This window comes from Streptomyces sp. NPDC028368 (assembly GCF_055565615.1).
Genome location: NZ_JBVHTY010000016.1, coordinates 104544 through 124149 on the forward strand (window position 1 = coordinate 104544; position 19606 = coordinate 124149).

Below are 19606 nucleotides of genomic sequence, written 5' to 3' on the forward strand. Positions count from 1 at the left end.
ATGACGCGTCTCGCGCAGACCGAGGGCCTGACCGACATTCAGCGGGAGATTCTCTCCACCGTCCGCGACTTCGTGGACAAGGAGATCCTGCCGGTCGCCACGGAGCTGGAACACCGCGACGAATACCCGACGCAGATCGTCGAGGGCCTGAAGGAACTCGGCGTGTTCGGGCTGATGATCCCCGAGGAGTACGGCGGCCTGGGTGAGTCTCTTCTCACGTACGCGCTCACCGTCGAGGAAATCGCCCGCGGCTGGATGAGCGTGTCGGGCATCATCAACACCCACTTCATCGTGGCGTACATGCTCAAGCAGCACGGCACACAGGAGCAGAAGGACTATTTCCTGCCGAAGATGGCGGCCGGTGAAATCCGCGGCGCCTTCTCGATGTCGGAGCCGGCGCTGGGCTCGGACGTGTCGGCCATCTCCTCCAAGGGCGTGCGGGAGGGCGACGATTACGTCCTCAACGGCCAGAAGATGTGGCTCACGAACGGCGGCTCGTCCACGCTCGTGGCGGTGCTGTGCCGTACGGACGAGGGCCATCCGGAGGGCACCGCGCCGCACAAGTCGATGACGACCTTCCTGGTGGAGAAGGAGGCGGGCTTCGGCGAGGTCCGCCCCGGACTCACCATTCCGGGCAAGATCGACAAGATGGGCTACAAGGGCGTCGACACCACCGAGCTGATCATGGACGGCCTCCGGATCCCGGCCGACCGGGTGCTCGGCGGCCAGACCGGACGTGGCTTCTATCACATGATGGACGGCGTCGAGGTCGGCCGGGTCAATGTCGCCGCACGCGGCTGCGGCGTCGCCCAGCGCGCGTTCGAACTGGGCGTTTCGTACGCCCAGCAGCGACACACCTTCGGCAAGCCGATCGCCCAGCATCAGGCCATCCAGTTCAAACTGGCCGAAATGGCAACAAAGGTCGAAGCGGCCCATGCGATGATGGTTAACGCTGCTCGCAAAAAGGACTCCGGCCAGCGAAACGACCTCGAAGCGGGCATGGCGAAGTATCTGGCCTCCGAGTACTGCAAGGAGGTGGTCGAAGACGCTTTCCGTATCCACGGCGGCTACGGCTTCTCCAAGGAGTACGAGATCGAGCGTCTCTACCGCGAGGCCCCGATGCTCCTGATCGGTGAAGGTACCGCCGAGATCCAGAAAATGATCATTGGTCGACGGCTACTGGAGGAGTACCGAATCCAGGGGTGAACGCCCCGTTTGGGGCGTTTTCGTCTAGACAAAGATCACACCCCGTCATCGCTCTTCGGCCACGGATTGGCGCTGGCTCTTGGCCAGTTGCCGCCCGCACCCGATAGCATCCCCGGAAAGCCGCCGTCCCCCGTATCCATACGCGGCATCCTCCGCTACGAAGGTCATCCATGCCCCACAGCCAATCCTCTGCACCACGCGGTCGCGTCCGCCTCGCGCGCGGAGCGTCGCCGTGGCTCCTCCCGACCGTGGCTACGGCAGCGGTCAGCCTGGCCCGCTCCCGTCGCTCGGGACGCTGGGCCGCCGTCGCCGTGCCCACCACCGCACTCGCGGCGGGCATGCTGTGGTTCTTCCGCGACCCCGAGCGAGAGATCGCCCAGGGCCGCGTCATCTCCCCGGCCGACGGTGTGGTGCAGAGCATCATGCCGTGGAAGGACGGGCGTACCCGCGTCGCGATCTTCATGAGCCCGCTGAATGTCCATGTCAACCGCGCGCCGCTGGCCGGCACGGTGACGTCCGTGGAGCACATCCCCGGTGGCTTCGTTCCGGCGTTCAACAAGGAGAGCGAGAACAACGAGCGGGTGGTCTGGCACTTCGACACCGAGCTCGGCGACATCGAGATGGTGCAGATCGCCGGCGCGGTGGCCCGCCGCATCGTCCCGTACGTGCCGCAGGGCACCAAGGTCGAGCAGGGCGAGCGCATCGGCCTGATCCGCTTCGGCTCGCGCGTCGACGTATACCTCCCCGAGGGCGTCGAGGCCGCGGTCGAGGTCGGCCAGGCCACCACCGCGGGGGTGACTCGTCTTGACCGTGATTGATCCCGAGACACAGGCGGGCTGGGCACCCGAGACCGAAGAGGACGGGGATGACATGCCGCTGTCCACGCGGCTGTCAATAGCGGACACCCTCACTCTCGGTAACGCCATCTGTGGCTTCATGGCCGTGTACTTCACGACCACCGGCGTCCTCATCCCGCATCTGACGGGCACCGAGGACGGCGGCATGGCGCGGCACAGCGCCGCGGTGGCCGTGATCCTGATGCTGATGGCGTCGGTCTTCGATCTCTTCGACGGGCTGGTCGCCCGCAAGCTCCGGGCCTCGGCAATGGGGGCCGAGCTCGACAACCTCTCCGACCTGATCAGCTTCGGCCTGGCGCCCGCGTACTTCGTGGTGACCTGGGGCATGGTCGCCCAGGACGCCAACCAGCGGGTTTCGGTGGTCGCGGCGGTGGTGGTGCTGCTGGCGGTGGTGCTGCGGCTGGCCCGGTTCTCCTGTGTCACGCTGCGCGACGGCATCTTCCAGGGCATGCCGAGCCCGTTCGGTGCCCTGACCGTCGTCGCCATCGTGCTGCTGGAGCTGCCGTTCCTGCCGACGCTGCTGGCGATCATCGGGGTGGCCTGGCTGATGGTGAGCCGGGTCGAGTACCCCAAGCCGCGGGGCCGCCTCGCGGTGGCGATGCTCAGCTGGATCGTGCTCAGCATGGGCATGCTGGCGGCCTGGGCGCTGGACGCCCCCGGCGGTCAGCTGCTGCTGCAGACCGGCTGCTCGCTGCAGGTGGTTCTGGGGGCGATGATCCCGCTGTTCGCGACGGCCCGGAGGGTCAACACCTTCCGCGACAACCGCCGCGAGTCGCGGGCCGAGGGACGCGCCGCGCAGCTGCCGTAACCCTTCGTACGACAACGCCGAGGGCCCCGAGCGAACGTTCGCTCGGGGCCCTCGGCGTTGTTCCGGCGCCCTGGCCGCTCAGACCAGGAAGTCGCGGGCCAGGCTCTCCGCCGCCCGCTCCAGCAGCGGGCCCGCCTCGGCCATACAGCGGGCCGGGTCGGGCTCCAGGTCCGTCAGGGCGTACGCGCGCTGGATACCGGCCGCGCTCAGGGCCTCCTGCGGCAGCTGGAGCCGCCCGCAGACCGCGGCCACGTCGATGCCCGCCGTACGGGCCGCGGCGGCGACACCGGCCGGCGCCTTGCCGTGCAGCGTCTGCGCGTCCAGCGAGCCCTCGCCGGTGATCACGAACGTGGCCTTCGCCAGCGCCGGCGCGAAGCCCAGCACATCGAGCATCACGTCGATGCCGGGCCGGAACGCCGCGTCCAGGCCGACCAGCGCGCCGTATCCGATGCCGCCCGCCGCGCCCGCACCGGGCGCCAGGGCGTGTTCGGCGGCCTTGGGGCCGACCGCGGTCTGAAGCACCTCGGCGAAGTGCGCCAGGGCGGCGTCCAGGGCGGCCACGTCGGCCGCACTCGCGCCCTTCTGGGGCCCGTACACCGCGGGCGCGCCCTTGGGGCCGGTGAGCGGATTGTCGACGTCACTCGCGAGCACGATGTCCGTACGGGCCAGCCGCGGGTCCAGACCCGACAGGTCGGCCGTGGCGAGGTCCGCCAGCGGGCCGCCGCCGGGGGCGACCGGCTTGCCGTCCGCGTCCAGGAACCGCGCCCCCAGCGCCGCCAGCATGCCCGCGCCGCCGTCGGTCGTGGCGCTGCCGCCGACACCGAAGACGATCGAGGTCGCGCCCGCGTCGAGGGCCGCGAGCAGCAGCTCCCCGGTGCCGTACGTGGTGGCCGTCAGGGGCGCGAAAACGCCCTTCGGGAGGTGCTGAAGGCCGGACGCCTCCGCCATCTCCACCACGGCCGTGCCGTCCTCGCGCAGCGCGAAGGTGGCCGTCACCGGCTCGCCGGTGGGGCCCATGACCCGCGCCTCATGGCGCGCGAAACCGGCCGCCAGCGCCGCGGCGACCGTGCCGTCGCCGCCGTCCGCGACCGGGATGGCCGCCACGTCCAGCTCGGGGACCACACGCCGCAGACCGGCCGTGACGTGCTCGGCGACCTCTACGGCCGTGAGCGAACCCTTGAACTTGTCCGCGGCGATCAGCACCCGTGCGGTGTGTGTCCTTGCTGCGTCCGCCACCGTGTTTCCCCTTGCTTTCGAACTGGCAGTCGCGCCGCTGTGACCTTATCCGGCGAGAGGCCCGGCGAACAGGGCATCTCGCTCCGCAGGACCCGGCCGGCGCCCTTCAGCGGCGGCCCGCCCACCCCATAGGCTCGCGCCGTGACAACCACGGATTACGCCGCTTACATCGCCGGCCTGCCCCGCGTTCTCGCGGGCGCGGGCGCCGTCTTCCGCGACGCGGAGGGCCGCCTCCTGCTGGTGGAGCCCAACTACCGCGACACCTGGATCCTGCCCGGCGGCACGGTCGAGTCGGACACCGGCGAGTCGCCCCGCCAGGCCGCCCGCCGCGAGACCGCCGAGGAGATCGGCCTGGACGTGGAGCTGGGCGCGCTGCTCGCCGTCGACTGGGTACGCGGGAAGGCGCGCCCACCGCTGGTGTCGTACCTCTACGACGGCGGGGTACTGGACGAGGCCCAGCTCGCCGCGATCCGGCTCCAGGAGGAGGAGCTGCTGTCCTGGCGGCTGGTGCACTGGGACGAGGCCGCGACGATGGTGAACGAGGGGATGCGGCTGCGTATCCGCGCCGCGCTGGATGCGCTGACCGACGGCCGCGGACCGGCGGAACTGGAGGACGGGCTGCCGCCGGAGGGGACCGCGCGGCGTAGTACGTCGGGTTGAGAACCGTGGGTTGATTCGCCGGGCGCCCGGACGTTTTAGTGTGGCTGCCATGAATGATCTCCAAGGAATGGCGGCTATCGCGGCAAGGACCGTGCGGGTGGCGGGAGTTGTGGGGGTGATGCTCGGCGGGAGCCGGGCGCGGGGGACGCACCGGGCGGACTCCGACTGGGATCTGGGGGTCTACTACCGGGGCGAGCTGGACCTGCCGGCGCTGGAGGCACTGGCCGCGGAGGTGACTGGCGGTCCCGTGGAGGTGTACGGGCCGGGGGCCTGGGGCGCGTGGGTGAACGGCGGAGCCTGGCTCGTGCTGCCCGACGGGAGCCATGTGGACTGGATCCTGCGGGACGTGGACCGGGTGCGAGGGGTGTGGGAAGACTGCCGCGCGGGCCGCTTCGAGACCGGGATACAGGCCGGTCATCCGCTGGGCTTCTGGTCCCCCGCCTATCCGGGCGAGGTGGCACTGGGGCACATACTCGCCGACACCGACGGGGAGCTGGCCCGGCTCAGGGAGGAGACCCGGCACTACCCCGAGGCGCTGCGGAAGTCGCTGACCGGCGGCGCGGTGTGGGATGCGGGATTCTCGGCGGCCATGGCAAGCAAGTCGTACGCGACGGGCGACGTGCTGCACTCCGCCCTGTGCCTCTCCCGGGCCGTCGGCAACCTCGTCCAGGCCCTGCACGCCCACCACGGCGTCTGGTGCCTCAACGAAAAGGGCGCCCTCGCTGCGGCCTCCGCCCTGCCGGAAACCCCGGCGGACTTCGGCCCCCGGGCCACCGCCCTGCTCGGTCAACTGGGCTCCAGCGGGGAGGAGTTGGGGCTCTCGCTGGCGGAGATGGAGCGGCTGGTGGAGGAGGTGCGCGCGGTCGTCGAGGCCTAGGGGCCGTGCCGCCGGTCATGAGCGGAGCCGGACGGAGGGGTGGGGAGGGGGTGGCGGGGCGGGGCGGGGCGGCAGACCGTGGCCGGGCCTGGCGTGGGGAACGCCGCGGAGAACTCCGGGGGGGAGCGGAGCAGCGCGGGCCCCTGACCCCTGGCCCGGGACCGTTACCGGCGGGGAGAACGTATCCGATAGAGACATATGTGCGATCTCATGCCCGGATCAGGTGGAAATATCGCCTCTTTTGCTGTCACTGGAGTGCCTCGACCTCTTTCCGGGGAGCCCCTCGTGGAAGAGCGTTGGGAGATCTGCATGCGCGCCACCGTGAGCCGAAGCCGCTCTGCGGACGATGGTGACGCGCGCGTTCTGCTGTGCGTCGCGTTGCTGGCGCTGCTGTACTCCGCGCTCATCGTCGGCACCTGCCATCTGCCGTCCTCCCACGCCGACAGCTGCCGCATCCCTGCCGGCGCTTCCGCCATGTCCGGCACGGCCGTGGGGCACTGCGTCACGGCGGGGCCCGAACTGACGTCGACGGCAGGCGGCAAGAAGCATCACCCGGGTGGCGGCGTACGGCGCACCAGCCAGGCGTCGGGCTGCCAGCTGCGCCCTCAGGCACCCACCGGCACCTGCGGCAAGGCGATCGGGGGCTCCTCCCTCCACACCGCCATCGCGGCATCGGGAGATGCCGCCCGCGGAGCCGCCGTCACGATCGCCGCTGCCGAATCTCCCTCGCGAACGGTCGTCCTGCGCTGCTGATCCGACCCGCCGCCGCCTTCGCGTACCCGCGCCCGCAGTCGGCGCATGGGGCGTTCGCGGCCTGCCGTCATCAGCTCTCGGGACTTCCACACTGCAGGAGATCGGCATGCCCATCGACATTTTTGCCGCGCTTGGCGCACTCGTACGCGCCGAGGCCGCACGCACCGTATCGAAGCCCGCCGGCGCGCGGGCCGACACCCCCGAGCCGGAGTCGCCGAGCGATCCAACGGTCACCGAGACCGGTTCGTCGGCGCCCGCCGTGGCGCACACCTCCACCGTCCGCCGACGCCCGCTCGCCAAGCTGTTCCAGAAGCTGACCGCGCTCTTCGGATAGCACCCGACCGGCAGCTGTGTGCTCAGCGGCTGATGCCGACCGCGTGGCCGAAGGTCGTCGCGTCGGGCGCCTGCTGCCCCGACCCCTGATCCGGCGTCAGCCGCAGTCCTCCACCGGGAACAGCGCGCTGTCCGTCCGCTCGAAGGCCAGCAGCAGGCGCTTGCGGTCCAGTCCGCCGCCGTAACCGGTGAGGCTGCCGTTGGCACCGACGACACGGTGGCAGGGGACGATGATGCCGACCGGATTGCGTCCGTTCGCCAGGCCGACGGCGCGGGCCGCCGAGGGTACGCCGAGCTGTTCGGCGAGCCGGCCGTAACTGACCGTCTCGCCGTACGGGATGGCGCACAACGCCGCCCAGACGCGCCGCTGGAAGGGCGTGCCGCGGAGTTCCAGGGGGAGGTCGAAGGCGGTCAGTCCGCCGCGGAAGTACGCCTGGAGCTGGGCGATGGTCTCGGCGAACGGAGGATCGTCGGGGTCGGCCGGGGTGCCGAAGGTTTCCTGCGGCGGGCGGTGGCGCTGACCGGACATGTAGAGGCCGGTGAGGGCGTCGCCGAGGGCCACGAGGGTGAGCGGTCCCATCGGGGTGTCGGCCAGGACGGTGTGGGTGAGGGGGGCGGTCTGCCGGGCGGCGGTGGGGTCAACGGTCATGGCTGTGAGCTCAGTTCGTGGGGAGGTGGTTGATGGGGTGGTCGTCGGTGGCCCAGAGGTACTGGACGGCGTAGGCGCGCCAGGGGCGCCAGACCGACGAGTGGCGGATGAGGGCCGCGGGGGTCGCGGGCAGGCCGAGGCCGGCGGCGGCGCGGCGCAGGCCGAGATCGGTGGGTGTGAAGGCGTCGGGGTCGCCGAGCGCGCGCATGGCGATGACCTCGACGGTCCAGGGGCCGATGCCGGGCAGCGCCGCGAGCCCGGCGCGGGCCGCCTCCCGGTCGCTGCCGACGCCCAGTTGCAGCGCGCCGGAGGAGAGGGCGTCGATGACGCCGGTGAGGGTGGCGCGGCGGCTACGGGGCATCGCCAGGGACTCCGGGTCGAGTCCGGCGAGCGCGGCGGCGGACGGGAAGAGGTGGCTGAGGCCGCCGCCCGGGTCGTCGATCCGCTCGCCGTGCGCGACGACGAGGCGTCCGGCATGGGTACGGGCCGCGGCGGTGGAGACCTGCTGGCCCAGTACGGCGCGGACCGCGAACTCGTCGGCGTCGACGGTGCGCGGCACCCGGCGGCCGGGCGCCTTGTCGACCAGCGGGGCCAGCTGCGGATCCTCCCGGAGCAGCCCGTCGACGGCTTCCGGGTCCGCGTCGAGGTCCAGCATCCGCCGGCAGCGGGCGATGGCACCCGCGAGATCGCGCAGGTCGGTGAGGGCGAGCCGGCAGTCGATGTGTTCGGGGCGGGGTGACAGGGCGACGATGCCGTGCCCGTACGGGAGGCTCAGGGTGCGGCGGTAGGCGCCGTCGAGCCACTCCTCGACACCGGGGACGGCAGTGGCCGCGAGATGCCCGAAGAGGTTGTCCGGGTTCAGGGGCCGGCGGAAGGGCAGCCGCAGGGAGAGGGTGCCGGGGACCGCGGCGGCCTCGTGGCCGGGCCGGGCGCGGCCGCGCAGCTCGGTCGGGGAGAGCGCGAAGACCTCCCGTACCGTCTCGTTGAAGGTGCGGATGCTGGCGAATCCTGCGGCGAACGCGACGTCGGCCATCGGCACCGCGGTGGTCTCCACCAGGAGCCGGGCGGTCTGGGCGCGTTGCGCGCGGGCCAGCGCGAGCGGTCCCGCGCCGAGCTCGGCAAGCAGCTGGCGCTCGATCTGACGGGTGCTGTAGCCGAGGCGGGCGGCGAGTCCGGGGACGCCCTCGCGGTCGACGACGCCGTCCGCGATCAGCCGCATGGCGCGGGCGACGAGGTCGGCCCGTTCGTCCCACTGCGGCGACCCCGGGCTGGCGTCCGGGCGGCAGCGCTTGCAGGCCCGGAACCCGGCCTGCTGGGCGGCGGCCGCGCTCGGGTAGAAGCACATGTTCTCGGGCTTCGGCGGCACCACGGGGCAGCTGGGCCGGCAGTAGATTCCGGTCGTGAGCACGGCGGTGTAGAACCAGCCGTCGAATCGGGCGTCCTTGGACTGCACGGCGCGCAGACAGCGCTCGGTGTCGGTGTGCATGCCCTCAAGGATTCCTCAGCCGAGGGGACGAGGCTGGCGAGAATCCGACATCAGCGTCTGACTACCAGGGCCGGTACGAACGTCCGTACCCACCCCGGACGGCCACCCGCCACCGCTTGCCGGGGGCGTCAGTCCGACGTGTGCCCCAGCTCTCCGGAGGCGATGGCCCGCAGGGCCTCGCAGTGCTCCGCGAACGCGGTCCGGCCGTCGGGGGTGATCGAGAGCCAGGTCCGGGGCCGCTTGCCGACGTAGCCCTTGGTGGCTTTCACATAGCCGGCCGATTCGAGCACGCTGATGTGCTTCGAGAGGGTGGAGTCGCTGACTTCGATCGTGTCGCGCAGGAACTTGAACTCGACCTTGTCGGAGGCGGCCAGGGTCGCCACGATGGAGAAGCGCACGGGCGAGTGGATGACGTCGTTCAGCTGATGCCGGGGGTGGGTCACGAGCGGCTCTCCATCACGGCCCCGGCCGTGGCGGGTAGGGCGGTCGCCAGCGCCGCCGGGACCCACCAGATGGCGTCGCCGGCGAACAGCGATGTGCCGACGCTCACCGCGATCCCGTAGACGATGCCCCAGCCCGTCACGACGAGCTGCTGCCGGCGGGCGAAGCCTTGGCGGTGCACCTGCTGCCGAGCCGCCCAGAGCGAGATCGCGATGACGAACATGGCCCAGGCCACCGAACTCAGGCCGATAACCACGCCTTTCATCATGCCGACCACGTAGGTGAAGACCCCGCTCGCCACAGCGAAGGCCGCCAGGTAACGGACGGACCAGCGCGAGCTCTTGCGTACCGCTCGGCTCAACTCCTCCGCTCGCGCCAGCGCGTCACCGGCCTGTATCGACGGGTCCTGGGTCATATCTCCTCCTGCGAAGCCTCGTCGCCAGTGCGACGTTGCGATCATGGCATCTACTTTCCAAGTGTGCAAGTAGATTCGGATGAGGCAACCTCGCGCCTCGGCGAGGGCCGCATGACGCATCGGCACTCCGCCGCCCGTGAAGAGGTGAGGCGTCAAACGCGGCGGGGTGCAACTGGACCACTGCAGTGCGTAACTGACGGAACGCGGTGAATCCCCGGCCGGCCGGGGCCGGAGAGGGGCGCATCGTCGAGGCGACCGCCCCCATGGGGGCCGGCGGTGCCCGGGTCAGCGCATCTGCCCGGCGAATGCCGCGTACGCGCGCTCGTCGAAGAGGACGAATCGCACCTCTTCCACGGCCGTGTCCGCCGTGCGCACCGTCTCGACGGCGATGCGGGCGGCGTCGTCCATGGGCCAGCGGTAGACGCCGGTGGAGATGGCCGGGAAGGCGACCGTCCGGGCGCCCAGCTCGTCGGCGACCCGCAGCGACTCGCGGTAGCACGAGGCGAGGAGATGGGAGCGGTCCTCGTCGTGGGCGAAGACCGGGCCCACGGTGTGAATCACCCAACGCGCGGGCAGCCGGCCGGCTGTGGTGGCGACCGCCGCGCCGGTGGACAGGCCGCGGCCGTACCGGGAAGCGCGCAGGTCGCGGCATGCGGCGAGGATCTCGGGGCCGCCGCGGCGGTGGATCGCGCCGTCCACTCCCCCGCCGCCCAGGAGGGAGGAGTTGGCGGCGTTGACGACGGCGTCCACGGACTGCTCGGTGATGTCGCCCTGGACGAGGGTGAGGGAGGTGCGCATGGTGCCGAGCGTAGGCAGGGGCCTACGGGGCGGCCAGTTCTTTGATCAGCGGCGGTTTTCGCGCAGTCGGCGCCAGACGGTCTTGGCGGCGTAGTGGCCGGACATGCCGTGGACGCCGGGGCCGGGCGGGGTGGACTGGGAGCAGAGGAAGACGGCGGGGTGCGCGGTTTCGTACGGGACCCGGGCGAGCTTGGGGCGGATGAGCAGGCGCAGGCCGGCCGCGGAGCCGCTGGCGGTGTCGCCGCCGACGTAGTTGGCGTTGCGGGCGGCGATCTGGGGCGGTCCGGCGACCGCGCGGGCCAGGACGAGGTCGCGGAAGCCGGGCGCGAAGCGCTCGATCTGCCGCTCGACGACGTCGGTGGCATCGCCCTCCCAGCCGTTGGGGACATGGCCGTACGCCCAGAAGGTGTGCTTGCCCTCGGGGGCGCGGCTGTCGTCGATCAGGCTGGGCTGGGCGGTGATCAGGAAGGGGACGGACGGGTCCCGGCCGGTCACCGCGGCGTCCAGTGCGGCGCCGATCTCGCCGCTGGTGGGGCCGATATGGACGGTGCCGGCCCGGCGGGCCTCCTTGGCGGTCCACGGCACCGGCTCCGCCATCGCGTAATCGATCTTGAAGACGCTGGGGCCGTACTTCACGTCGCGGTAGGCGTTGCCCAGGCCCGCGATCCGGGCGAGCGCGGTCGGTGAGGTGTCGAAGACATAGGCGCGGGCCGGCGGCAGATCGTCGAGCCGCTTGACCTCGAAGTCGGTGTGCACCACGCCGCCATGGGCGCGCAGCAGTCCGGCAAGGGCGTCGGAGATGGCCTGGGAGCCGCCGCGCGGCACCGGCCAGCCGCCCGCGTGCGCGGCGAGCGCGAACACCAGGGCCAGGCCGCTGGTCCCGAAGCTGCCGAGCGGCGCTATGGCGTGCGCCGCCAGGCCCGCCATCAGGGCGCGGGCCTTCTCGTCCTGGAAGCGGCGGTTGAGGAGGGTGACCGGCTGTGCGGCGACCAGGCCGAAGCGGGCGTAGGTCAGCGGGTCCTTGGGCAGGCCCAGCCACTGGGTGCGCAGGAAGTCGTGGGCGATGGTGTCCCACTTGCCGACGAAGGGCGCGATGAGCCTGCGGTACGTCCCGGCGTCGTGCGGGCCGAAGGACATCGCGGTCTCGCCGACGGAGCGGGCCAGCACGCCCGCCGTGCCGTCCGGGAAGGGATGCGCCATCGGGAGGTCGGGGTGCAGCCACTGAAGGCCGTAGCGCTCCAGGGGCATGGCGGAGAAGGCGGGCGAGCCCACGGCGAGCGGGTGCACCGCGGAGCAGGGGTCGTGGCGGAAGCCGGGGAGGGTCAGCTCCTCGGTGCGGGCCCCGCCGCCGATCGTGCCGCAGGCCTCGAAGACCTCGACGGACATACCGCGGCGGGCCAGTTCGACCGCCGCCGTCAGGCCGTTGGGTCCTGCCCCGATCACGACGGCATCGAGCATCCTCGGCACCTGCGCCACTCCCCTCAAGTCCGACCCTCGTCGGTGAGGATCAGTTGGCGGCTGCCAGCAGTCCGAGGATACGCCGAGCCGTTTCGGCGTCCCGTGCTGCGGTGAACGGCAGGGCATTGCCGCCTTCGATGCGGAACGGCTGTCCGGCGACCGTACCGCTGGCACCGCCCGCTTCGTGCACCAGCAGCAGCCCGGCGGCGTGGTCCCAGGAGTTTTCCCAGCTGAAGGCCGTGGCGTCGAGGTCGCCGCGGGCTATGTGGAGATATTCCAGACCCGCCGAGCCACAGGGGCGCGGCGCGATACCGCCGGTGTCCAGGGCGGCGAGCACCCGCTTCTGCTCGTCGTCGGTGAAGTCGAAGTGGGAGGTGGCGACGTCGAGGACGGCGGCGGAGCCGGGGGATCCGGCCCGCAGCGGTATGCCGTTCAGCTCGGCGCCGGCGCCGCGGCGGGCGATGGCCATCAGGCCCAGCGCGGGGGCGTACGTCCAGGAGGCGAGCACCTCGCCACGGTGGGCGAGCGCGACGAGGGTGGCGAAACCGGGATCGCCGTGGACGAACTGGCGGGTGCCGTCGACCGGGTCGACGATCCAGACGGGGGCGTCGCCGTGCAGCGCCTCCAGCACGGACGGGTCGGCGTGCACCGCTTCCTCGCCGACCACCCGGGAGCCGGGCAGCAGGGCCGTGAGCGCGGCGGTGAGGTGTTCCTCGGCGAGCCGGTCGGCGACCGTGACGAGGTCGTGCGGGCCGTTCTTCTCGACGATGTCCTCGGCGGCGAGTTGCCGGAAGCGCGGCATGATCTCGTCGGCCGCTGCCTGGCGGACGGCGGCCTCCACGGCCGCCAGGTCCAGCTCGGACAGGTCCGGCACCGACCGATCCGGCGCGGAGAGGTCCGGCGCGGGGGCGGTCGTGGCGGTCAGGGTGACGGCGTCGGTGATATTCGTGGTATCTCCCGAATCTTGGGTACGAAGTGCATCGATCATGTGTCCATCGAACCACGAGCCACTGACACCGCGACTGGACTCCAGGTGAACTCCCGATGCCGCGGAGGCCACCGCGAGGCGCCCGCGCCCGGCCCTGCGGCCTCAGCGCCCGACCGCGTACCCCTGCATCCCCCGCGGATTCGCCGCCGACGAGAGCACCCCGGTCTCCGGATCCCGCGCCACCGCGCACAGCCGCCCCTCCGACCAGGCGCCACCCACCGTGACCAGATGGCCACGCCGCCGTAGCCCGTCGATGACCGGCGCGCCGATCCGGGATTCCACCGTCACGCTCCCCGGTCGCATACCGCGCGGGAAGAACGAGCCCGGGAAGGAGTCGTGGTGCCAGTTCGGGGCGTCGATGGCGCCCTGGAGGTCGAGGCCGCCGCGGACCGCCGAGCGCAGCGCCACGGCGAGGAAGAAGTGCAGCTGCCACTGGTCCTGCTGGTCGCCACCGGGCGTTCCGAAAGCCAGCACCGGGACGCCGTCGCGCAGCGCGAGGGACGGGGTGAGGGTGGTACGGGGGCGGCGCCCGGGGGTGAGGGTGTTGGGCAGGCCCTCCTCCAGCCAGGCCATCTGCAGCCGGGTGCCGAGCGGGAAGCCGAGAGCCGGGACGACCGGGTTGGACTGCAGCCAGCCACCGGAGGGCGTGGCCGAGACCAGGTTGCCCCAGCGGTCGACGACGTCGATATGGCAGGTGTCGCCCCTGGTGGCGCCGTCGCGGTCGACCTCGGGGGCGACATCCTCGGGCACCCCGCGTCCGACCGTCGGTTCGCCCGCCCCGCCCCCGGAGATGCCCATGGCGAAGAATCCCGCGGCGCCGGAGGCGACGGCCGCCGCGTGCTTGCCGAGCCGGGGGCTGCGGCCGTCCGGGCTGCCGGGCCGCAGCTCGTGCGAGGCGCGTTCGCCGATCAGCGTCCGGCGGGCGGCGTTGTAGTCCGCGCTGAGCAGCGTGCCGAGCGGCACCTCCTCGGCGTCGCCGTACCAGGCCTCGCGGTCGGCCATCGCGAGCTTGCCGCCCTCGATGAGCAGGTGGACGTACTCGGGGCTGCCGTATTCGGGCAACTCCGTTGGCAGCAGGGCGAGTTGCTGGAGGAATGCCGGGCCCTGGGACCAGCCGCCCGCCTTGGCGACGGTCCAGCCGTTCCAGTCGTACGTGGCCGGGGCCTCGTAGCCGGCGGCGAAGGAGGCCAGGTCGTCCCCGGTGAGGGTGCCCGCATGCCGCCTGCCGGAGGTGTCCATGGCCGGCCGGGCCGCGAAGTCGGCGAGTGCCTCGCCGATGAAGCCCTCGCGCCACACCTTGCGGGCGGCGTCGATCCGGGCCTCACGCCCGGTGGCGGCGGCCTCCGCCTCTCGTATCAGCCACTGCCAAGTGGCCGCCAGGGGACGGTTCTTGAGCAGCCCGCCCGGGGCGACGGACCGGCCGCCGGGCAGGTAGATCTCGGCCGAGGAGGTCCACTCCGTCTCGAAGAGTTCGCGCACCGTCTCGACCGTCTCGCCGATCCGCTCCACGGCCGGGTGGCCGTGCTCGGCGTACTCGATGGCGTAGCGCAGCACTTCGGCCAGGGTTTGTGTTCCGTGATCGCGCAACAGCAGCATCCAGGCGTCGAAGGCGCCCGGTACGGCGGCGGCGAGCGGCCCGGTGCCGGGGACCAGGTCGAGCCCGAGCGCGGTGTAGTGCGCCACGCTCGCGCCGGACGGCGCCGGACCCTGGCCGCACAGCACCCGCACCGGACCACCGGCGGGAGCCAGGATGATCGGCACCTCGCCCGCCGGCCCGTTCAGATGCGGCTCCACCACATGCAGCACGAACCCGGCGGCGACGGCCGCGTCATAGGCGTTGCCGCCGTCCTCCAGGACAGCCATCGCGGACTGCGACGCCAGCCAGTGCGTGGTGGAGGCCATCCCGAAGGTGCCTTGGAGGGTGGGGCGGGTGGTGAACACGGGCGGCTCCTCGGCCATGGGTGACGATCAACGCATCGTTAGTCTTGTCCCCATGGCCATGCAGCGCACTAACCTCCCCCGCGCCGCCCAAGGGGTCCGCTGGAACGGGCTCGCCCTGAGCGTCGACAGGCCGGCACGCCCGCCGCTGCGCTGGGAAGTCGCCGACGGAGGGCGGCTGGTGTTGCTCCAGGACGGTGAGCAAGGGAATCAGGTCGCGCTGCTGGCGCGGCAGCGGGTCACGGGTCGCGGCGTGCACTACGTCCGCACCGGGCGGTACGCATCACCCCTGCCGCCCCTGCGCGCCGACCTCGCCCGCAAGCACCGGGAGGCGTGCCCGGACGATGACGACGCCTGGTTCGCCCGGTGGGCGAACCACTTCACGGACGGACTGCGGGACAGCGCCAACGGGCCGCTGCACGAAGGCGATTGGCAACTGACGCGTGGTATGCCACCCAAGTGGGACGCGGCCAAGAACTGGGAACGGCTGCCGCACCACGACCCGGCCATCGGCCACATCACCTGGGGCGGCTCCGGCGACCCCGACGAGGACCGCCGCGACCTCCTTCCGCTGCGCCCGCTGTCCACGCCCGACGCGCCACGGGTGAAGGCGTACCGCCGCCAGTATCGCGAGGGCGTCCTGCCACCCGTCCTGGTCTGGTGGGTCGGCGGCCTCGACTCGCTGGTGCTGGTGGACGGGCACGACCGGCTCGCGGCGGCGCTCGCCGAGGGCGGCCGCCCCGCCGTCCTCACGCTCGCCCGTGAGTCGTCGGAGCGGTGGCTGAAGTGGATCGCCCAGCCGATCATCAGCGACTACGAGCACCGCCTCGCACCCCTGGAGCGCGCCTACGCGGAGGGCGAAGGGCTGGCGACGATCCTCGCCGGCGCGGCAAGCCGCCAGCTGGGCAAACAGCTGCACGAGCTCGATCTCACCCCGGATCTCACCCGCTCCTGGCCCCTCCCCGGGGGCGTACCCGCCTGGGAAGAACTCGCCGGCCGGCACGCCCCCGGCTGGCACCCCGACACCGAAAAGTGACAGGACCGCAGGCGCACCGCCTGCGTACGCTCGCACCATGACCAGCACCGACCACGACCCGGCCGCCGACCGTCCGCCGCGCCGCCCCCTCGTCGCGATCCTCAGCGGCGCCGGGATCTCCACCGACTCCGGGATCCCCGACTACCGCGGCCCGAACGGGCTGTGGCGGCGCGACCCGGAGGCCGAGAAGCTGGTCACCTACGACACGTACATGGCCGACCCCGAGATCCGGCAACGCTCGTGGCGGATGCGGCTGGAGAGCCCGGTCTTCCGCGCCCGGCCCAATGCCGCGCATGAGGCGGTGGTGCGGCTGGAGCGGTCCGGGACCCCGATGCGGGTGATCACTCAGAACGTGGACGGGCTGCATCAGCTCGCCGGGATGCCCGAGCGCAAGGTCCTGGAGCTGCACGGCACCGCGCGCGCCGTGGTCTGCACCCGCTGCCCTGCGCGGTCCCCGATGGAGGAGGCGCTGGAGCGGGTGACCGCGGGCGAGCCGGATCCCGCGTGCCTGGTGTGCGGCGGCGTACTGAAGTCGGCGACGGTGATGTTCGGCGAGCGGCTGGATCCGCAGGTGCTCGGTACGGCCATGGGCGTGGCCAAGGCCGCCGAGGTCTTCCTCGCCGTCGGCACCACGCTCCAGGTCCAGCCCGCCGCCTCGCTCGCGGGCCTCGCCGCCGAGCACGGCGCGCGCCTGATCATCGTCAACGCCGAACCGACCCCGTACGACGAGCTCGCCGACGAGGTGATCCGCGAGCCGATCGGCAGCGCGCTGCCCAGGTTGCTGGCGGATCTGGGCTAAGGGCCGAGCCCCCATGGCCATCTGAGAGGTCGTCTGCGGGATCAGTCGGTGTCCAGGCCGTCGATCAGGCGGCCGAGGAACCGGGTGAACGTGGCATCGGGGTCCAGGGGGCGCCCGGGTGCGGAGAGGACTTCGGCGAGCTCCGGGTGGTGGCCGTCGGCGGCGACGACGGCCAGGTAGCGGGCTTCGGCCGCGGCCCGGTCGGGCCGGTTCGCGGCCGCGGACTGGGCGATCTCGTAGCCGACGTGTCCGGCGACAAGCCCGGTGAGCAGGCTGAAGACCTCCAGCTTCGCCGCGCCGTCCAGCCGGGTGGGCCGCAGGGCGGCGAGTGCGCACTCCAGGAAGGCCAGCGAGTTCGGGCCGAGGGTGCGGCGGGCGGACAGCGCAGCGGGGAGCCAGGGGTGACGGAGCATAAGGGCACGCTGGAGGTGGCCGATGGTCTTCAGATCGCTGCGCCAGTCGCCGGTAGCGGGCTCTGCCGTCGGGAGTTCGCCGCTGATGTGGTCGACCATCAGCTCGACCAGCGTTTCCTTGTCGGGGGCGTAGCTGTAGAGGGACATGACGCCGGCCCCGACCTGGGCGGCGACTCGTCGCATGGTGACCGCCTCCAGCCCTTCGGCGTCCGCGAGGGAGACGGCCGCGGCCGTGATCGCCTCGCGGCTGAAGGCGGGCCTGCGCCCTCTGCGGGGCCGATCGGGGCTCAGCCAGAGCTGTTGGGGGTCGACGCCGGTGGCGTCGGCCCCGTCACCACGGGTCACGTTCTTCTTGCTTCCTTTCCTGTCCTGAGCGCCGGGAGGTGCGAACCCTGAGCGCCGGGAGTTGCGAAGGACATCCAAGCATCCACTATTCTCGTACAGCGTACGTAAATAGTGGAGGGGAACCATGCCAGCACACCCGCACGACGCCGCGCCAAGGATCAACTGGACCGCACCGACCGGGAAGCCACCGCTGTCCTCACGGATGATGCGGGCAACATGGCGCGGCCTCCCGGCAAAACAGCACGAAGTCGGCTGGGAGCCGCGGATCGCGGTACCGGCCGCCGACGGAAGCCCACTGCTCACCGACCACTACTTCCCCCGCGCGGAGGGCGACTTCCCCACCCTTCTCGTGCGCTCGCCCTACGGCAGGAGCCTGCCGTGGTCACCCCTGTACGGCCTTCTCTTCGCCGAACAGGGCTTCCACGTGGTCCTGCAAAGCTGCCGTGGCACCGGCGGCTCAGGCGGCCGGTTCGACCCGTGGCGCGATGAGCCCGCCGATGGTCAGGCCGCCGTGTCCTGGCTGCGGAAGCAGCCCTGGTTCAACGGAACGCTGGGCACCATCGGCCCCAGCTACCTCGGCTATGTGCAGTGGGCGCTCGCCCTGGACCCGCCACCGGAACTGAAAGCCATGGTGGTACAGGTCGGCCTGCACGATCCCCACGCCTTCTTCCACGCGGGCGGCGCGTTCCATCTGGACAACGCCCTCGCCGCCGGCGCCGGCATGACATACCAGCACCAGGGGATGGTGCCCTTCGCGAAGGCGATACTGCGCCTGCACCGCCGGCTGCGCGCCATCACCACCGCACTGCCGCTGCGCGGCGCGCACGAGTCCGCCCTGGGAGAAGTGCCCTGGCTGGACGACGCGATGACCCACCCGGACGCCGACGACCCGCACTGGCACGGCGTCTCCCTGGCCGAGGCGGCGGAACAGCTGAGCGTGCCCACCAGCCTGATCACCGGGTGGCACGATGCGCTGGCCGACCAGACCTTCGCGCAGTACGACCGGCTGCGGCAGGCCGGCTGCGAAACCTCCCTGCTCGTCGGACCGTGGACCCACACCTCCGCGCTCCAACAGGGCTGGCCCGAGGTCTTCGCCGAGAGCCTCGCCTGGCTGCGGGCGCACCTGTGCGACGACCCCGGCGGCCTGCGCCCGACGCCCGTGCGCGTACACGTCGGCGGCGAGGAGGCGTGGCGAGACCTCGACGACTGGCCTCCGCCCCGCGTCACCGGCTCCTGGTTCCCCACCGCGGACGGGCACCTCACCCAGCAGCCCCCCACCGGCTCCACACCGCTGACGTCCTTCCGCTACGACCCGGCCGACCCCACACCTTCCCTGGGCGGGCGCCTGCTCTCCCGCACCGCAGGCGCCCGCGACAACAGCGGTCTGGAACGGCGGGAGGACGTCCTGACGTTCACCGGCCCGCCGCTGGCCGAGCCCTTGGACATCCTCGGCCCGGTCTCCGCCCGGCTGCGGATCTCCACGGACACCGGATTCGCCGACGTCTTCGCCCGGCTGTGCGACGTGAGCGCACAGGGCCGTTCCACCAATGTCTGCGACGGGCTGACCCGGCTACGGACCGTGGGGCAGGCCCCCTCGGAGGTCACCGTGCCGATGAGCTCCACCGCCTACCGCTTCGCCGCCGGTCACCGCATCCGCCTCCAGATCAGCGGAGGCGCCCATCCGCGCTACGCCCGTAATCCCGGCACCGGAGAGCCGTCGGCCGATGCCACCAGCATCGCACCGGTACGCATCACCCTGCACACGGACTCGGCAGTGACGCTTCCCCTGAGCACCCAGGCGGCGCAGCCCTTCGAGAGCCGGCAGGCCGGCGCATAGACCAGCGGCCGCGGCCCGACGCCGTCGGCCCCGGCGACGCCCAGCCATGTCAGCGAGATGACGCCCCATCAGCACAGGGGCCACATGAACGTCACGAACTCCCTTCGGCATCGGGATATCCCGATGCCGAAGGGAGAACAGGCCGAGGAATACCCCTGTAACCGCCGTTGAGTACGGCTGAGCCGGCGCGGGAGAGAATTCGGAGCATAGACAAATATGAGCGAATATAGATGAACACAGGCAACCGTAGGCGCAGACAGACTGCCTGCCTGC

Annotated in this window: 20 protein-coding genes; 10 read left to right on the forward strand and 10 right to left on the reverse strand. The window is 71.9% G+C overall.

Translation table 11 applies throughout. The annotated features are described in order from the left end of the window. The 3 genes from ACZ4S3_RS31195 (at position 1) to pssA (ending at position 2871) form a co-directional block, all read left to right on the forward strand. The gene (locus ACZ4S3_RS31195) at positions 1 to 1206 is read left to right on the forward strand and encodes an acyl-CoA dehydrogenase family protein (protein ID WP_467940153.1); all 1206 of its coding nucleotides are present in this window, start codon (positions 1 to 3) and stop codon (positions 1204 to 1206) included. Positions 1207 to 1376: 170 nt separating this feature from the next. After that, positions 1377 to 2024 (forward strand): phosphatidylserine decarboxylase, encoded by a 648-nt coding sequence (locus ACZ4S3_RS31200; protein ID WP_127153886.1) that lies wholly within the window; start codon positions 1377 to 1379, stop codon positions 2022 to 2024. Continuing rightward, complete coding sequence (gene pssA / locus ACZ4S3_RS31205; protein ID WP_467940157.1) at positions 2011 to 2871, forward strand: CDP-diacylglycerol--serine O-phosphatidyltransferase; 861 nt, start codon at positions 2011 to 2013, stop codon at positions 2869 to 2871. The genes ACZ4S3_RS31200 and pssA overlap by 14 nt, the downstream gene beginning before the upstream one ends. A gap of 78 nt (positions 2872 to 2949) precedes the next feature. On the opposite strand, the gene ACZ4S3_RS31210 is transcribed toward pssA, so the two are convergent. Further along, positions 2950 to 4074 (reverse strand): glycerate kinase, encoded by a 1125-nt coding sequence (locus ACZ4S3_RS31210; protein ID WP_467940432.1) that lies wholly within the window; start codon positions 4072 to 4074, stop codon positions 2950 to 2952. 174 nt (positions 4075 to 4248) lie between these two features. Here ACZ4S3_RS31210 and ACZ4S3_RS31215 point away from each other — a divergent pair, with 174 nt between their 5' ends. The 4 genes from ACZ4S3_RS31215 to ACZ4S3_RS31230 all read left to right on the forward strand — a co-directional run bounded on the left by ACZ4S3_RS31215 (position 4249) and on the right by ACZ4S3_RS31230 (position 6731). Then, positions 4249 to 4767, forward strand: coding sequence for an NUDIX domain-containing protein (locus ACZ4S3_RS31215; protein ID WP_467940159.1), 519 nt, complete (start codon positions 4249 to 4251; stop codon positions 4765 to 4767). 67 nt (positions 4768 to 4834) lie between these two features. Next, positions 4835 to 5644: a nucleotidyltransferase domain-containing protein gene (locus ACZ4S3_RS31220; protein ID WP_467940434.1), complete on the forward strand. Its 810-nt coding sequence runs from the start codon at positions 4835 to 4837 to the stop codon at positions 5642 to 5644. Between the two features lie 285 nt (positions 5645 to 5929). Continuing rightward, positions 5930 to 6397 (forward strand): hypothetical protein, encoded by a 468-nt coding sequence (locus tag ACZ4S3_RS31225; protein WP_467940161.1) that lies wholly within the window; start codon positions 5930 to 5932, stop codon positions 6395 to 6397. Positions 6398 to 6503: 106 nt separating this feature from the next. After that, complete coding sequence (locus ACZ4S3_RS31230) at positions 6504 to 6731, forward strand: hypothetical protein (protein ID WP_467940163.1); 228 nt, start codon at positions 6504 to 6506, stop codon at positions 6729 to 6731. A gap of 96 nt (positions 6732 to 6827) precedes the next feature. Here the strand turns inward: ACZ4S3_RS31230 and ACZ4S3_RS31235 are convergent, their stop codons facing one another. From ACZ4S3_RS31235 to ACZ4S3_RS31270, 8 genes are all read right to left on the reverse strand, one after another. Next, a complete protein-coding gene (locus tag ACZ4S3_RS31235) occupies positions 6828 to 7379 on the reverse strand; it encodes a methylated-DNA--[protein]-cysteine S-methyltransferase (RefSeq protein WP_467940165.1) in 552 nt (183 codons plus the stop codon). Between the two features lie 10 nt (positions 7380 to 7389). Next, on the reverse strand, positions 7390 to 8865 hold the full coding sequence (locus ACZ4S3_RS31240) for an AlkA N-terminal domain-containing protein (protein WP_467940167.1): 1476 nt from the start codon (positions 8863 to 8865) through the stop codon (positions 7390 to 7392). 128 nt (positions 8866 to 8993) lie between these two features. After that, positions 8994 to 9308, reverse strand: a complete 315-nt coding sequence (locus tag ACZ4S3_RS31245; RefSeq protein ID WP_467940169.1) for a winged helix-turn-helix domain-containing protein — start codon at positions 9306 to 9308, stop codon at positions 8994 to 8996. Next, positions 9305 to 9721, reverse strand: coding sequence for a hypothetical protein (locus tag ACZ4S3_RS31250; RefSeq protein ID WP_467940171.1), 417 nt, complete (start codon positions 9719 to 9721; stop codon positions 9305 to 9307). Before ACZ4S3_RS31250 ends, ACZ4S3_RS31245 begins: the two co-directional genes overlap by 4 nt. Before the next feature lie 285 nt (positions 9722 to 10006). Next, positions 10007 to 10519: an O-acetyl-ADP-ribose deacetylase gene (locus tag ACZ4S3_RS31255; protein WP_467940173.1), complete on the reverse strand. Its 513-nt coding sequence runs from the start codon at positions 10517 to 10519 to the stop codon at positions 10007 to 10009. A gap of 45 nt (positions 10520 to 10564) precedes the next feature. Then, positions 10565 to 11986, reverse strand: coding sequence for a phytoene desaturase family protein (locus ACZ4S3_RS31260; RefSeq protein ID WP_467940177.1), 1422 nt, complete (start codon positions 11984 to 11986; stop codon positions 10565 to 10567). A 40-nt stretch (positions 11987 to 12026) separates the two neighbouring features. Then, entirely contained in the window at positions 12027 to 12965 is a 939-nt protein-coding gene (locus tag ACZ4S3_RS31265; RefSeq protein WP_467940179.1) for an inositol monophosphatase family protein, read from the reverse strand. Positions 12966 to 13067: 102 nt separating this feature from the next. Beyond that, the gene (locus ACZ4S3_RS31270) at positions 13068 to 14906 is read right to left on the reverse strand and encodes a gamma-glutamyltransferase family protein (RefSeq protein WP_467940181.1); all 1839 of its coding nucleotides are present in this window, start codon (positions 14904 to 14906) and stop codon (positions 13068 to 13070) included. 52 nt (positions 14907 to 14958) lie between these two features. Between ACZ4S3_RS31270 and ACZ4S3_RS31275 the strand changes: the two genes are divergently transcribed. After that, positions 14959 to 15939, forward strand: coding sequence for a hypothetical protein (locus ACZ4S3_RS31275; RefSeq protein ID WP_467940183.1), 981 nt, complete (start codon positions 14959 to 14961; stop codon positions 15937 to 15939). Positions 15940 to 15976: 37 nt separating this feature from the next. Next, a complete protein-coding gene (locus ACZ4S3_RS31280; RefSeq protein WP_467940187.1) occupies positions 15977 to 16738 on the forward strand; it encodes an SIR2 family NAD-dependent protein deacylase in 762 nt (253 codons plus the stop codon). Between the two features lie 41 nt (positions 16739 to 16779). Here the strand turns inward: ACZ4S3_RS31280 and ACZ4S3_RS31285 are convergent, their stop codons facing one another. Beyond that, the gene (locus ACZ4S3_RS31285; RefSeq protein WP_467940192.1) at positions 16780 to 17496 is read right to left on the reverse strand and encodes a TetR/AcrR family transcriptional regulator; all 717 of its coding nucleotides are present in this window, start codon (positions 17494 to 17496) and stop codon (positions 16780 to 16782) included. A gap of 205 nt (positions 17497 to 17701) precedes the next feature. On the opposite strand from ACZ4S3_RS31285, the gene ACZ4S3_RS31290 reads away from it, so the two are divergent. Beyond that, complete coding sequence (locus tag ACZ4S3_RS31290; protein ID WP_467940437.1) at positions 17702 to 19333, forward strand: CocE/NonD family hydrolase; 1632 nt, start codon at positions 17702 to 17704, stop codon at positions 19331 to 19333. Positions 19334 to 19606 lie beyond the last annotated feature (273 nt).